This is a genomic window from Thioclava sp. FR2 (assembly GCF_051200875.1).
Taxonomy (GTDB): domain Bacteria; phylum Pseudomonadota; class Alphaproteobacteria; order Rhodobacterales; family Rhodobacteraceae; genus Pseudotabrizicola.
The window spans coordinates 2459277-2472416 of the sequence record NZ_CP195191.1; the positions used below are offsets into that span (position 1 = coordinate 2459277).

Genomic DNA, 13140 nt, shown 5'->3' on the forward strand with positions numbered 1-13140 from the left:
GCCGGATTCTAAATGGAGCGTGGATCGCAACTTGCGTTGATCGTTCTGGCCACGCTGGCAACATTCGCGGCACTTGATGCCCTGAGTGAGCTGGCTGCCCCCATGGCCCTTGCACTGGTCATGGGGGTTGTCCTTTCGCCCCTGTCTGGGCTTTGGTCACGGTTGGGGCTTTCCTCCGCGGTTGGCGCTTCGCTGAGCCTTGTTATGGCTCTGTCTTTCCTAGGTCTGATCGGACTGTTGTTGCAGCCACTGGCGGCGCAGATGGTTGAGCAAGCCCCCAAGGTCTGGGCCGACGCGCAGGATCTGGTTCGGGCCGTCCGCGGATTGGCGTCGGGGTTGATGGAAGCGACCCGTGAGGTGTCTTCTGCCGCCGTCCCGCCCGCGAATGCCGCCCCGGCGGCAGAGGCCGAAGTGGTTGAAATGCCAACTGTTACCGATGCGCTGATGATTGCGCCGGCGGTGGCGGGGCAGATCCTGACCTTTGTTGGCACGCTGTTTTTCTTTATGCTGACCCGCAATGACATTTATGACTGGATCGCACGCCGCTTGGCGCCGCCGTCACAACGCGGGCAGGTCGCAACACGGCTTCGCGATGCAGAAATGATCGTGTCGAAATATTTTGGCACCGTCACCCTGATCAACGGATCTCTGGGCTTGGCGACAGCAGCCGCGCTGCAAGTCATTGGCCTGCCCGGTGCCTTTCTGTGGGGTATCGTTGCTTTCCTGTTGAACTACATCGTCTATCTGGGTCCGGCGACCTTGATTCTGGCGCTGCTGTTTGCAGGCATTGCCCATTTTGACGGGGCCGCAGTGCTGCTTCCGGCCTTAGCCTTCGCCTCATTCAACTTCATAGAGGGACAATTCGTGACGCCGTCGCTGGTCGGCAAGCAGATGGAGTTGAACCCTTTGCTGGTCTTTGTGGCGCTGTTGTTTGGTATCTGGCTTTGGGGTGCGATTGGCGGGATCGTCGCCATCCCCCTGCTGCTTTGGGCCGAAGTGCTGCGGCGGGGTGTGGATCTTCCTGCCGCTCAGGCCTGAGGCTGGGGCGGCAGGATCAGGATCGCCCGGAAATCGTTCACATTGGTCAATGTCGGCCCCGGAACCACCTGCGAGCAGACCGAGGCAAAGAAGCTGTGCGCATCGTTGCGGCTGAGCGAAGCGGCAGGGTCCACGCCTGCCTGCCTTGCGCGATCAAGCGTATTCGGGTCGACGGTCGCGCCCGCGACTTCTGCTGCCCCATCGACACCATCTGTGTCGCAGGCGATGGCATAAATCTGCGGGTGGCCTTTCAGGGCGATGGCAAGGGCAAGGCAGAATTCCGCATTCGGCCCGCCGATGCCGTCGCCACGCCGGGTGACGGTCAGTTCGCCGCCGGACAACAGAAGGACCGGTTTGTCTGTAGCAGAGAGGCGGTTAGCGATGCTGATCGCTTGCCCGGCCTGATCGGCGGCGACATCACGCGCTTCGCCCTCTAGCGCATCGCCCAGCATTTGCACTGTGCAATCAACAGCCAGTTCGGCGGCGGCGGCAAGGGATTGGGCCGGGGCTGCATAGATCTTGTTTGTGACGTGGGAAAGGCGCGCATCGTCGGGGGGGATCACCCCCGAGTTTCCGGCCAAGGCCCTACTGACCGAGGCCGGGACAGGGACGTTCCATTTGGCCAGAACGGCGCGGGCATCGGCGGGGGTCGAGGGGTCGGCAACCGTTGGACCAGAGCCGATGAAGGCCGGGTCATCGCCGGGCACATCGGAAATCATCAGGCAAAGCATACGCGCCGGATGGGCGGCGGCGGCCAGCTGCCCGCCCTTTACCCGGCTGAGGTGTTTGCGCACCGTATTCATCCGGTCGATCGGCGCGCCGCTGGCAAGAAGGGCGGCGTTGACGGCCTTTTTCTCTTCAAGGCTGACGCCGTCGGTGGGCGAGATCAAAAGGGCCGACGCCCCGCCCGAAATCAGGGCCAGCACGAAATCTTCCGGGCCAAGTGTCGACAGAAGGTCCAGCATTTCAGCGGTGGCCTTGGCGCCGGCCTCATCTGGGACGGGATGGGCAGCCTGCACGATGCGGATGCCAGAGCAGGGCCGCTGATAGCCATAGCGGGTGATGACCAATCCTTCACACGGGCCCCATGCGGCCTCGACCGCTTCGGCCATGCGAGCGCTTGCCTTGCCGGCCCCGATGACCACGACCCGGCCCGCTGGCTTTGGTGGCAAATGGTCTGCAAGCGAGCGCATGGGGTCGGCGACCTCGACGGCCCGGTCAAAGAGGCGCTGCAAAAACAGGACAGGGTCTTGCATGGGGAGGTATCCGATTGTGAAACAACTAGGTGCGCGTCGAGGCGCGGGCGATCAGTTTAACGGGGGTCACCATTTCTGGTGGCGGGGCGCGGCCTTCCTCCAGCCATGCCAGAACCGTTTCGGCCATTAGGCGGCCAAAGCCTGCAATATCGCAGCGCACCGAAGTCAGCGGCGGCCAGACCAAGGCGCAATCTTCGATATCGTCAAAGCCCATGACCTTGAGATCGGTGCCGATGGTGCGGCCCAGTTCGGCGCAGCCCGACATCACACCAAGGGCAACCAGATCGTTAAAACACATCACGGCATCAACCTGCGGAAAGTCATTGGCAAGGCGGGCGGCGGCTTCGCGGCCAAAGGCACGGCCGGGGCGGCCGGGCAGTAGGATGGGGTCTTGTCCGGCCTCGCGCAGAACAGAAAGGTAGCCCGACATGCGGCGTTGCGTGACGGCGCGGCCTTCGAGGCCGCCGACAAAGGCAATGTGACGGGCTCCGCTGTCCAGAAGATGTTGGGCCGCAGCGCGACTGCCGGTTTCATAATCCGGGGCGGCAAAGGGGGCGCGGGCGGGGTCCACCACCTGACGCAAGACTTGCATGACGGGAATAGCGGCGCGCTCTATGGCGTCAAAGGTGTTTTCTTCGCCACCATAGGCAGGTGACAGGATTAGCGCCGAGACGCCATGTTCGATCATCGCGCCCACGACTTGCGCCTGAAGATCCGGGTCTTCGTCGGTATTTGCCAGCACCGTGGCGTAACCGCGGGCGGATAGGGCCATCTGCACCGATGTGGCGAATTCGGTGAAGAAGGGGTTGCGCAAATCGTTGATGACAAGGCCGATCAGCCCCGCATTTGACGACCGCAAGGTGGCCGCGGCGCGGTTGTAGACATAGCCGATTTCGGCCATCGCCCGACGCACGTCTTCGCGGGTTTCCGCCTTTACCGCCGGGCTGTTCTGAAGCACGAGGCTGACGGTCGATTTTGAAACGCCGGCCTGTTTCGCCACGTCTATGATCGTCGGCCTGCGGTCCATCCATGCTCCCTAGTCGATCCCATGCAGGGACAAAAGTGTCGTCATCCGGGCAGTGGCGAGATCGGGGACCGCAAGAAGCCCCGCCTGATCGGCCAGCCGAAAGACATTGGCATAATGGACGATATCGCGTGAGGATTGGAAGCCCGCTGGCATGATGAAGTGACGCTGATGGCCGTTTAGCCACGAAAGGAAAGCGATGCCCGCCTTGTAGAACCGCGTGGGCGCGCGAAAAATCTCGCGGCTCAGCGGCACCGTCGGCGCAAAAAGCCGGTCATAAGTCTGCATGTCACCAATTGCGAGCGCCTCAAGCGCTTGGGACGCGGCCGGCGCAATGGCGGCGAAGATGCCCAGAAGAGCATGGGAAAACTGCTGGCCGTCGCCCGCGATCAGGGGCGCGTAGTTAAAGTCATCGCCGGTATAAAGCCGGACACCGGCGGGCAGGCGGGCCCGGAACGCCTCTTCGTGGGCCTGATCCAGAAGCGAGATCTTGATGCCATCGACCTTGGCCGGATTTTCGGCGATCAGCGACAGCATGAAATCGCTTGCGGTGGCAACGTCGCTGCTGCCCCAATAGCCGGTCAGCGACGGGTCGAACATATCGCCCAACCAATGCAGGATCACGGGGTCACGCGCCCCGTCGATCAGGCGACGATAGACCTGATGATAGGTTTCCGCCTTGGCCCCAATGGCCGGAAAGGCGCGGCTGGCCATCAGGATCAGCTGTCCGCCTGCGGCTTCGATGGCTTCGGCCTGCGTCGTATAGGCCGCAAGGATGGCGTCGGCATCTGTCAGTTGGGCCAAGGGCAGATGGTCGGTTCCTGCCCCGCAAGCCACGCGGGGCCGCATCGGATGCGATTTGGCCGCGGCCATGGTACGCTGGATCAGCTCCAGCGCTGTCGCCCAATCGACGCCCATGCCACGCTGCGCCGTATCCATCGCCTCGGCCAGTCCTAGGCCCTGATCCCAAAGCTGCGTGCGAAAGGCCAAGGTCGCATCCCAATCCACCGCCGGGCGTGTGTCCCACGGGCTGCGTTCGCGGATAGGGTCGCTGACGACATGGGCGGCGGCAAAGGCCGTGCGCGTCAAGGCCACGCGCGGCGGGCGGATTTCAAGCGGTGTGCCCGTCAGGCGGTAGGGTTCAAGTTTATTGGCTTCGGTCGGAAGGGTCAGCATGGCGGGCCTCAGGAGGGCAGGTCAAAGACGAGGATGCCGTCAAGGCCACCTTGCGCATGGGCAACAAGGGCAGCCCCGACACGGCGGTGATCGGGATGGTCCTGATAGGCGGCAAGGGCCGCCCAATCGTCGAAGTCAGCGGTGAATCCGTGAAGATAGCCGCGCTCGATCTGTTCCGGGCTTTCGCTGCGGCCCGCATGGATGGGGCCGAGACCGGGGATCTTGCCCTGTATGCTGGCAAGGTCGGCAAAGATTGCGGCGATGGTGTCCTCGCTGATCTCACGTCGAAAACGGATCAGGACGATGTGGCGGATCATGGATCAAATCCCGTGGCTTTGGCGGATCAGATCGGCACCTTTTTCGCCGATCATGATCGCGGTGGCATTGGTGTTGGCCGAGACCAGTGTTGGCATGATCGAATTGTCGACCACGCGAAGCGCGCCGATCCCGTTAAGCCGCAAGGCCGGATCAACCACGGCTTGCCCATCCACCCCCATTCGGCAGGTGCCTGCGGGGTGATGGTCGGTCTTGGAATGCGTGCAGGCATAGCGGAAATAATCAGCATCGGTTCGAACGTCTGGCCCCGGAAGTCGTTCGGCTTTGACAAAGGGTTTCAGCGCGTCTTGGCGCATGATCTCTTGCGCCAGTTTCAGCCCGCGGATCGACATTTCACGGTCATGCGGATCTGCCCAATAGTTCGGGTCGATCAGGGGGGCGGCCAGAGGATCCGCCGAAGCAAGCCGGACGGTGCCACGCGACCGCGGGCGCAGATAGGCCGAGTTGAGCGTGACACCACCCTGCGGCATGGCGGCAACGCCTGCCTCGATGCCAGAGCCAAGGCCAAGGTGGAACTGGATATCGGGGCTGCGGGCATTTTCATCGGCGTACCAGAAACCGCCGGTTTCAAAGAGCGAGGAGGCGACCGGCCCTGTGCGCGTCAGCAGATATTGCAGGCCAGCAAGGGCGGACCAATGCGGTTTCGCGTAGCGGTCATAGGTGTGTGGTCCGGTGCATTCGGCGATGACAAACAGATCAAGGTGGTCTTGGAGGTTCGCTCCGACCTGCGGCTGGTCAAGCGTCACCGTCACGCCAAGACGGGAGAGATCATCCGCCGGACCGATGCCGGAAAGCTGCAAGAGCCGCGGCGAGCCAATGGCACCAGAGGAGAGGATAACCTCGGTCGCGGCGCGGATAATGCCCTCGTCGGCCAGCTCGACGCCAGTTGCCACGCCCTTTTCGACCACGATGCGAAGAACCTGCGCGCCGGTGCGGATCGTCAGATTGCGTCGGTGACGGTTGGGGTTCAGGTAGGCGATCGAGGCCGAAGATCTGCGCACATTGCGTTGGGTCAGCTGGTAATAGCCGACGCCATCTTGGGTTTCGCCGGCCATATCTTCGTTGAAGGGAATGCCCAGCTGGCATGCGGCTTTGAAATAGGCGTCGCAAATGGGAAGGGGTGCTGCAGGTTTGGAAACACCAAGCGGCCCGCCCTTGCCGTGATAGCGGTTGTCGTAGCTGTCATTATCCTCGGCCTTGCGGAAATAGGGCAGCACATCTTCATAGCCCCAACCCGCACAGCCCATTTGCCGCCATTCGTCATAATCGAGCGCATTGCCGCGGGTGTAAATCTGGGCATTGATCGACGACCCGCCGCCGATCACCTTGGCCTGGGTGTAGCGGATCACCATGTCGTTCATGTGCTTTTGCGGCACGGTGTACCAGCCCCAGGAGCCGATCCCTTTGGTCATTTTCGCAAAACCGGCCGGCAGGTGATAGAAGGGGTGGCGATCCCTCCCCCCGGCCTCGAGCAGCAGAACCGAGACCTCTGGATTTTCGCTGAGCCGAGCGGCGAGAACGGACCCGGCAGAGCCACCACCGATGATGATGAAATCATAACCTTTGCTCATCACGCGCCTCCCTTGGCCGCGAGGACCAAGAATTTTCGAAAATTCTTGGCAAATTTCTTCGAAGAAATTTGCGGTTCACGATGCTGCATCGTCACAGCCTTCCGATCGAAAGACCGCCATCAACGGGAATGACCGCACCGGTGGCAAAGGCGAGTTGGCCAGTGGCCAGAGGTACGACGACCGAACCGATGTCAGAGGGTTCGCCCCAGCGTGCTGCGGGGACAAGGCCGCCTTCGATCCGGGCGGTGTACTTGTCTTTGACGCCAGATGTCATTTCGGTCGCGATGATGCCGGGCCGCAATTCAAAGACGCCGATGCCGTGCGGCGCAAGCCGCAGAGCAAGGGTTTGTGCGGCCATCGCGGCCCCGGCCTTCGAGATGCAGTAATCTGCCCGTTCGATGCTGGCCATCTGGGCCGAGACCGAGGTCACGAATGTAATGGACCGGTAGGTTTCGGCTTGCGCAGCCAACATCCGCTTTGCCACCTGTTGCGCCAGAAAGAAGGCGCCGCGCAAGTTGATGCCGGTCACGAAATCGAAATTCTCGGGTGTGATCTCTAACAAGTCGCCGCGCACCTTGGCGGCGACTCCTGCATTTTGAACGAGCGTCGAGATCGGGCCCATCTCGGCTTCAATCTGATCCAGCAGCAAAGAATTCGCCTCGATATCGGAAAGGTCGTGGCGGAAGTAGCGGGCCGTTGGGCCAAGTTCCGAGAGAGCCGAAACTACGGCCGGGCTTGCGGGATCGGAGCGCGAGGCCAAGGCAATATGGAAACCTGCCTCGGCCAGTGCTTTGGCGATGCCAAGGCCGATGCCTTGCTGACCGCCGGTAACCAGCGCGAGAGGGGCTGTCATGGCAATCTCCTTGCGATTTCCTCGCCCGCGCGCAGAGCGAGCGCCGCGATGGTCAAAGACGGGTTCACCCCGGCCGAGGTTGGCAGCACAGAGGCATCAACGATGTAGAGGTTCTCGACGTCATGCGCCTTGAGGTTCACATCCACGACCGAGGTGGAAGGATCTGACCCCATCCGATTTGTGCCACATTGGTGCGAGGGTTTGGACTTGGGGAATCCACGCGCCAAGGTGATTGGCCAACCTGCGCGACGCATGGCCTGTTTCAGGCGTTTGACCAGCAGGTCATGGGCGCGGGTGTTTGTCTTTCGCCAATCTAGAACAACGCCACCGTCTCTCCACAGCACGCGCGAATTCGGGTCTGGCAGATCCTCGGACATGGCCATGATGTGGATTGAATGATCGGCAATGTGACGGGCGAGAAAGAGCGGCAGCCCCGCCTCGCCAGCCAGAATGGGCCCGGTTACGCGGCCCAGCATCTGGATATTGCCCAAGGGTTCACCATTGGGGCCACCTGTCAGGTAGTAGTCATTCACCTGAATCGTCTTTTCATAAACCGTGCGATTGCGGCGGAAGGGGTTGTAGGCCACCATCGCGGTCAGGTTGTGGTTCATGAAGTTCCGGCCAACCTGATCCGACCAGTTCGCCAGCCCGTTCGGATGATTGTCATTGGCAGAGGCGAGCAGCAGAGCCGAAGACAGGATCGCCCCGGCGCAGAGGCAGACCACGGGGGCGCTGAGGGTTTCCCGTGTCCCGTTGCGGTCCACTTCCACGCCAGTGATGCGCCCGCCTTTTTCCAACAGACGCAGCGCCCTTGTTCCGGTTTGCAGAATGACGTTCGGATGTTTCAGCGCCTCGGCCAATCCGCAAGACTCGGCATCGGACTTTGCCCCTGTGCTGTCAGGGAAAGCATCCCATGTCGTCGGTGCCCGATCCAGCCAGCGGTCGATGTCAATGCCCAAGGGCAAGGGCGAGACATGCAGCCCTTGCGCCCGGAACGCGGTGGACAGAGCGGCAATATCCGGCTCATCAGGAACGGGTGGAAAGGGATAGGGTGCTGAGTGTGGCGGCTCGGTCGGGTCAAGACTTGCATCCCCCCGCACCCGATACAGGCTTTCGGCCCGCGAATAATACGGCTCAAGCGCGTCGTAACTGATCGGCCAGCCCGGTGTTGTGCCGTCGATATGGCGCAGGGGCCTAAAGTCTTCGGCTCGGTAACGCAGAAGGACCGCGCCGTAGAATTTGGTGTTGCCCCCAACATAGGCATAATTGCCGGGATGTAGCAAAGCGCCCGAGACATCGCGCCAAAGCTCGTTCGGTTTGAAGTGGCCGCGCTGGAAAATGGCCTCAGGGTCCCGCGCCTCTGGACTGTCGGGAAGCCTTTCTCCGCGTTCAAGGATCAAGACGCGCTTGCCTGTGGGTGCAAGGGCCGCTGCAAGTGTCGCCCCTCCCATGCCAGAGCCTATGATGATGACGTCAGGTTGCATTATGGGGCGATCCGTTCCTCGGTCTTGGGGTCAAAGGCCACAGCCTTTTCCATGTTCACGGCAAAGTCGAAGATCTGCCCTTCATTCACGCTGGCATCGGCCCGCATTCTGGCAACGATGTCACGGCCCGAAAGGGGCATCGTGACAAAGGTATCTGACCCCGCAGGTTCCGTCACCGAGACACGGTTCGACAGGGCCACGATATTTCCGGATTTCCGATCAGCGCCTTCGGGATCGGTGATAGCCTCGGGGCGAATGCCCAGAAGAATTTCCCGCCCATCCCAAGCGGCAAGGTTTTGCTGGCTGAAGGGCAGGAATTGCGCGACGCCGTCGGCATCGACGATGCGGGCATGGGGGCGGCCATCGCGCAGCGAAACCTGTGCTGGCACGATGTTCATGGCCGGGCTTCCCATGAAGGTGGCGACAAAGATGTTGGCCGGGGTGTCGTAGATTTCTTTCGGCGTTCCAAGTTGCTGGACATACCCCTTGTTCATCACCGCAATGCGGGTGGAAAGCGTCATCGCCTCGATCTGGTCATGGGTGACGTAGACAATGGTGGTGCGCAGCTTTTGGTGCAGCTTCTTGATTTCGGTCCGCATATCGACGCGCAGTTTTGCATCAAGGTTCGACAACGGTTCATCAAAGAGGAAGACATCCGGGTCACGAACAAGCGCACGGCCCATAGCCACGCGCTGACGTTGCCCCCCGGAAAGCTGGCCGGGTTTGCGGTCGAGCAGGTGGTCGATCTGAAGAAGCTTGGACACGTCGGCCAAGGCCTGCTCGCGTTCCGGCTTTGGGACGCCGTGCATTTCAAGCCCGAAGGTCATGTTCTGACCGACGGTCATGTTGGGGTAAAGCGCGTAGCTTTGGAACACCATCGCGATATTGCGTTTGGAAGGGTGGACCCCATTGATCACGCGGCCCTTGATGCTGATGTCGCCACCCGTGATACCTTCCAGCCCGGCAATCATGTTCAGCAAGGTTGATTTTCCACAACCGGATGGGCCGACAAGAACAAGGAACTCTCCCTCTTCAACCGCGATATCGACGCGGTGCAGAACCTCGACTTGTCCGTAGGATTTGGTGACGTTGGAGATATCGAGAAAGCCCATGGTCCGCTCCGTTCGGTTTCGTTTCGACTTGTGGTCCCGCGCGGCCGTGTAGTTGCGCGCGGGACCGATGCATTAGGCGACAAGGCCCGACAGGATTATATGCCGCCTTGGCGAGCCGGGTTTTGAGCGGCTCTTGTGGACCTAGCCCTTCACCGACCCCGCCATCAGACCGCGCACGAAGTAGCGGCCAGCGACGATGTAGACAAAGAGGGTGGGAAGGGCCGCGAGGATCGCGCCTGCGAAGTGAACATTGTATTCTTTAACCCCGGTCGAGGATTGGACGAGGTTGTTCAGGGCGACCGTCATTGGCTGCGACGTGCCGCCAAAGGAGGCACCGAACAGGAAGTCATTCCAGATATTGGTGAACTGCCAGATCACCGATACCACGGCGATCGGTCCGCTGACGGGCAGAAGGATGCGCCAGAAGATGCGAAAGAACCCTGCCCCGTCGATTTGGGCCGCCCGGATCAACTCTGTCGGAAAGGCCGCATAATAATTGCGGAAGTAGAGCGTCGTGAAGCCGATGCCGTAGACGACATGGACAAGGATCAGCCCCGGCACCGATCCCGCCATGCCCAGTTTGCCAAGGACGACGGCCATTGGGATCAGAACGATCTGGAAGGGAATGAAACAGGAAAACAGCATCAGGCCAAACACCCAAGTGTCGCCGCGAAAACGCCATTTCGTCAGGATATAGCCGTTCATCGCGCCGACGATGGTCGAGATCACGACAGCGGGAACGACCATCAGGATCGAGTTGAGAAAATAGGGTTTCAGGCCCGTTGGCTCGATCCCGATCTGCGCGGTGGACCAAGCCGACCGCCACGGCTCCAGCGTCCAGACCTGCGGCAGGGCCATCATGTTGCCCCCCGTTATCTCTGCCAGCGGCTTCACCGAGTTCACGCCCATGACGTAGAGCGGCAACAGGTAGAAAAGCGCGAACAGGATCAGGACGAGATAGAGGAAAACCCGCGTGATGCGCCCCATGGAAACAGCGGTGTCTTGCGTGACAGCTGACATCAGCGTTTCTCCTTCAATTCGGCATAGAGGTAGGGGACCATGATGGCCGCAATGGTCATCAGCATGATCACAGCAGATGACGCGCCAATGCCCATCTGGTTGCGGGTGAAGGTGTAGGAATACATGAAGGTTGCGGGCATTTCGGTGGCCCGTCCGGGTCCCCCACCGGTAAGGGCTATCACGAGGTCATAAGATTTGATCGCCAGATGCGAGAGGATCACGAAGGCCGACAGGAAAGCCGGGCGGAGCAAAGGAATGACGATCCGGCGGTAAAGCTGCCAGTTCGATGCTCCGTCGATTTGCGCGGCTTTCAGGATTTCATTGTCGATGCCACGAAGCCCGGCCAGAAACATGGCCATGACGAAGCCCGAGGTTTGCCAGACCGCGGCGATTACGATGGTGTAAATCGCCATGTCACTGTCCTTGATCCAAGTGAAGGTGAAGCTCTCCCAGCCCCACTGCTGCATGACTTTTTGCAGGCCGATGCCGGGATCCAGAAACCACTTCCACGCCGTGCCTGTCACGATGAAGGAGAGCGCCATCGGATAGAGGTAGATCGGCCGCAACAGCCCCTCGCCGCGGATCTTCTGGTCAAGGAAGATGGCAAGGGAGAGACCGATGATCGTGCAGATCAAGATATAAAGCGTGGCAAAGACCGCGATGTTGGAAATCGCCGTGTGCCAGTGATTGAGCGCGAAGAGCTTTTGATAATTTTCAAATCCTACCCAAGTGAACTTGGGCAGCATTTTGGAGCCCGTGAAGGACAGGACCACTGTGAAGGCGATGAAGCCATAGACGAATAGAAGCGTCACGGCGAAGGACGGGGCTAGCACGAGTTTTGGCAACCAGTCCTGCAAGCGTGTACGGAAATCGGCATCGACCGAAGCAGCCATCACGGCACCTCCCTGCCGCATCGGCCGCGGCAAAAGTTTTCGAAAACTTTTGCAAATTCCTTCCAAGGAATTTGCGGGAGGCCGACCGAACGGCCTCCCCTTTCTTGCGATTACTGAGCAGCGGCCACGGCTTCGGCCAGTGCCGCGGCTGCGGCGGCACCATCGGCATATTCGCCGTTGAAGGTGGCCGTCACGACGTCATAGACCGCGTTCTTGACAGCCGCTGGCGCCGCATGACCGTGGGCCATCGAGCCGAAGAGTTGGCCAGAGGTATTGGCCTCGGCCAGATCGGCCATGCCCTTCTTTCCACAATCATCAAAGGCATCGTTCGGCACATCGGTACGCGCCGGGACAGAACCTTTGACAACGTTAAAGGCCGATTGGAAGGTCGGATTCATAATGGCACTTGCCATTGCGGCCTGTGCGGCCACAGCACCTTCGCCCTCGACCCCGAACATGGCGAACTGGTCGGAGTTGAAGGTTACGGCCCCTTGCGTTCCAGGGAAGCGGATGCAGACGAAATCCGTACCCGGAACTTTGCCAGCCTTCAGGAATTCGCCTTTGGCCCAGTCGCCCATCATCTGCATGCCGGCTTCGCCGTTGATGACCATGGCCGAAGCCAAGTTCCAATCACGACCGGAGAAGTTGTCATCCACATATGAGCGCAGCTTGATCAGGCGATTGAAGGCTTCAGCCATCTGATCTCCACCAAGGGCTGCGGGATCCAGATCAATGAAGGCGGCCTTGTAGAAATCGGTGCCAAGCGACAGAACCACACCATCAAACACGGTCGCATCCTGCCAAGCCTGACCGCCATGACCAAGGGGCGTGATGCCGTTGGCCTTCATCGCATCCAGAACAGCAACCAGTTCATCCCAGCTTTCCGGAGCCTTGCCGCCCGCGGCATCCAGCGCTGCCTTGTTGATCCAGACCCAGTTGGTCGAATGCACGTTCACCGGGGCGGAGATCCATTTGCCATCGGCTTTCGCGAAGGCTTGCAAGGCCGATGGCACCACGGCGTCCCAGCCCTCGGCGGCCGCGACCGGGGTCAGGTCGCCCAACGCGCCTTCATTGGCCCAATCAAGGATGTCAAAGCCAAGCATCTGCACGGCTGTCGGTGGGTCGCCTGCGGTAACGCGGGCGCGCAACGCGGTCATGGCGGCTTCACCACCGCCACCGGCCACGGGCATATCGACCCAACCGATACTCTTCCCGGCAAGGTCTTCCTTCAGCACGTTCAGAGCAGCGGCTTCACCACCCGAGGTCCACCAGTGCAGCACCTCGACATCCTCGGCCGAAGCCATTCCGGTCGTTGCCATCAAGGCCGCGACCATCGTCATTTTCCGTCCAAAGAAACCACGCATTGGTATTCCTCCC

General features: G+C 60.8%; 12 protein-coding genes. 1 reads left to right on the forward strand and 11 read right to left on the reverse strand.

The window, feature by feature from the left end; genetic code table 11:
• The first annotated feature begins 12 nt into the window (after window positions 1–12).
• A complete protein-coding gene (locus tag ACSBLW_RS11955; RefSeq protein ID WP_435256848.1) occupies window positions 13–1038 on the forward strand; it encodes an AI-2E family transporter in 1026 nt (341 codons plus the stop codon).
• Here ACSBLW_RS11955 and ACSBLW_RS11960 read toward each other — a convergent pair.
• The 11 genes from ACSBLW_RS11960 to ACSBLW_RS12010 form a co-directional block, all read right to left on the reverse strand.
• Window positions 1029–2294: a glycerate kinase type-2 family protein gene (locus tag ACSBLW_RS11960; RefSeq protein ID WP_435256849.1), complete on the reverse strand. Its 1266-nt coding sequence runs from the start codon at window positions 2292–2294 to the stop codon at window positions 1029–1031. The genes ACSBLW_RS11955 and ACSBLW_RS11960 overlap by 10 nt on opposite strands.
• A gap of 25 nt (window positions 2295–2319) precedes the next feature.
• Window positions 2320–3321 (reverse strand): LacI family DNA-binding transcriptional regulator, encoded by a 1002-nt coding sequence (locus ACSBLW_RS11965; RefSeq protein WP_435256850.1) that lies wholly within the window; start codon window positions 3319–3321, stop codon window positions 2320–2322.
• A gap of 9 nt (window positions 3322–3330) precedes the next feature.
• Entirely contained in the window at window positions 3331–4494 is a 1164-nt protein-coding gene (locus tag ACSBLW_RS11970) for a dihydrodipicolinate synthase family protein (protein WP_435256851.1), read from the reverse strand.
• A gap of 8 nt (window positions 4495–4502) precedes the next feature.
• On the reverse strand, window positions 4503–4811 hold the full coding sequence (locus ACSBLW_RS11975) for a Dabb family protein (RefSeq protein ID WP_435256852.1): 309 nt from the start codon (window positions 4809–4811) through the stop codon (window positions 4503–4505).
• Window positions 4812–4814: 3 nt separating this feature from the next.
• Window positions 4815–6401: a GMC family oxidoreductase gene (locus ACSBLW_RS11980; protein WP_435256853.1), complete on the reverse strand. Its 1587-nt coding sequence runs from the start codon at window positions 6399–6401 to the stop codon at window positions 4815–4817.
• Between the two features lie 91 nt (window positions 6402–6492).
• Complete coding sequence (locus ACSBLW_RS11985) at window positions 6493–7254, reverse strand: 3-ketoacyl-ACP reductase (RefSeq protein ID WP_435256854.1); 762 nt, start codon at window positions 7252–7254, stop codon at window positions 6493–6495.
• Window positions 7251–8738, reverse strand: a complete 1488-nt coding sequence (locus ACSBLW_RS11990) for a GMC oxidoreductase (RefSeq protein WP_435256855.1) — start codon at window positions 8736–8738, stop codon at window positions 7251–7253. The genes ACSBLW_RS11985 and ACSBLW_RS11990 overlap by 4 nt, the downstream gene beginning before the upstream one ends.
• Window positions 8738–9850: an ABC transporter ATP-binding protein gene (locus ACSBLW_RS11995; protein WP_435256856.1), complete on the reverse strand. Its 1113-nt coding sequence runs from the start codon at window positions 9848–9850 to the stop codon at window positions 8738–8740. The genes ACSBLW_RS11990 and ACSBLW_RS11995 overlap by 1 nt, the downstream gene beginning before the upstream one ends.
• A 141-nt stretch (window positions 9851–9991) precedes the next feature.
• Window positions 9992–10870 carry a carbohydrate ABC transporter permease gene (locus ACSBLW_RS12000; protein WP_435256857.1) on the reverse strand — a complete coding sequence of 293 codons (879 nt, stop codon included), beginning with the start codon at window positions 10868–10870 and terminating at the stop codon, window positions 9992–9994.
• Window positions 10870–11784, reverse strand: a complete 915-nt coding sequence (locus ACSBLW_RS12005; RefSeq protein WP_435256858.1) for a carbohydrate ABC transporter permease — start codon at window positions 11782–11784, stop codon at window positions 10870–10872. Before ACSBLW_RS12005 ends, ACSBLW_RS12000 begins: the two co-directional genes overlap by 1 nt.
• Window positions 11785–11873: 89 nt before the next feature.
• Window positions 11874–13103 carry an ABC transporter substrate-binding protein gene (locus tag ACSBLW_RS12010; RefSeq protein ID WP_435260101.1) on the reverse strand — a complete coding sequence of 410 codons (1230 nt, stop codon included), beginning with the start codon at window positions 13101–13103 and terminating at the stop codon, window positions 11874–11876.
• Window positions 13104–13140: the final 37 nt, after the last annotated feature.

What these genes read in the sequence shown, in the direction of transcription:
- ACSBLW_RS11965 (WP_435256850.1), bottom strand. Translation starts at nt 3,321, where the DNA reads ATGGACCGCAGGCCGACGATCATAGACGTGGCGAAACAGGCCGGCGTT.
- ACSBLW_RS11960 (WP_435256849.1), bottom strand. Translation starts at nt 2,294, where the DNA reads ATGCAAGACCCTGTCCTGTTTTTGCAGCGCCTCTTTGACCGGGCCGTC.
- ACSBLW_RS11980 (WP_435256853.1), bottom strand. Translation starts at nt 6,401, where the DNA reads ATGAGCAAAGGTTATGATTTCATCATCATCGGTGGTGGCTCTGCCGGG.
- ACSBLW_RS11970 (WP_435256851.1), bottom strand. Translation starts at nt 4,494, where the DNA reads ATGCTGACCCTTCCGACCGAAGCCAATAAACTTGAACCCTACCGCCTG.
- ACSBLW_RS11985 (WP_435256854.1), bottom strand. Translation starts at nt 7,254, where the DNA reads ATGACAGCCCCTCTCGCGCTGGTTACCGGCGGTCAGCAAGGCATCGGC.
- ACSBLW_RS12000 (WP_435256857.1), bottom strand. Translation starts at nt 10,870, where the DNA reads ATGTCAGCTGTCACGCAAGACACCGCTGTTTCCATGGGGCGCATCACG.
- ACSBLW_RS11990 (WP_435256855.1), bottom strand. Translation starts at nt 8,738, where the DNA reads ATGCAACCTGACGTCATCATCATAGGCTCTGGCATGGGAGGGGCGACA.
- ACSBLW_RS12010 (WP_435260101.1), bottom strand. Translation starts at nt 13,103, where the DNA reads ATGACGATGGTCGCGGCCTTGATGGCAACGACCGGAATGGCTTCGGCC.
- ACSBLW_RS11955 (WP_435256848.1), top strand. Translation starts at nt 13, where the DNA reads ATGGAGCGTGGATCGCAACTTGCGTTGATCGTTCTGGCCACGCTGGCA.
- ACSBLW_RS11995 (WP_435256856.1), bottom strand. Translation starts at nt 9,850, where the DNA reads ATGGGCTTTCTCGATATCTCCAACGTCACCAAATCCTACGGACAAGTC.
- ACSBLW_RS11975 (WP_435256852.1), bottom strand. Translation starts at nt 4,811, where the DNA reads ATGATCCGCCACATCGTCCTGATCCGTTTTCGACGTGAGATCAGCGAG.
- ACSBLW_RS12005 (WP_435256858.1), bottom strand. Translation starts at nt 11,784, where the DNA reads ATGCGGCAGGGAGGTGCCGTGATGGCTGCTTCGGTCGATGCCGATTTC.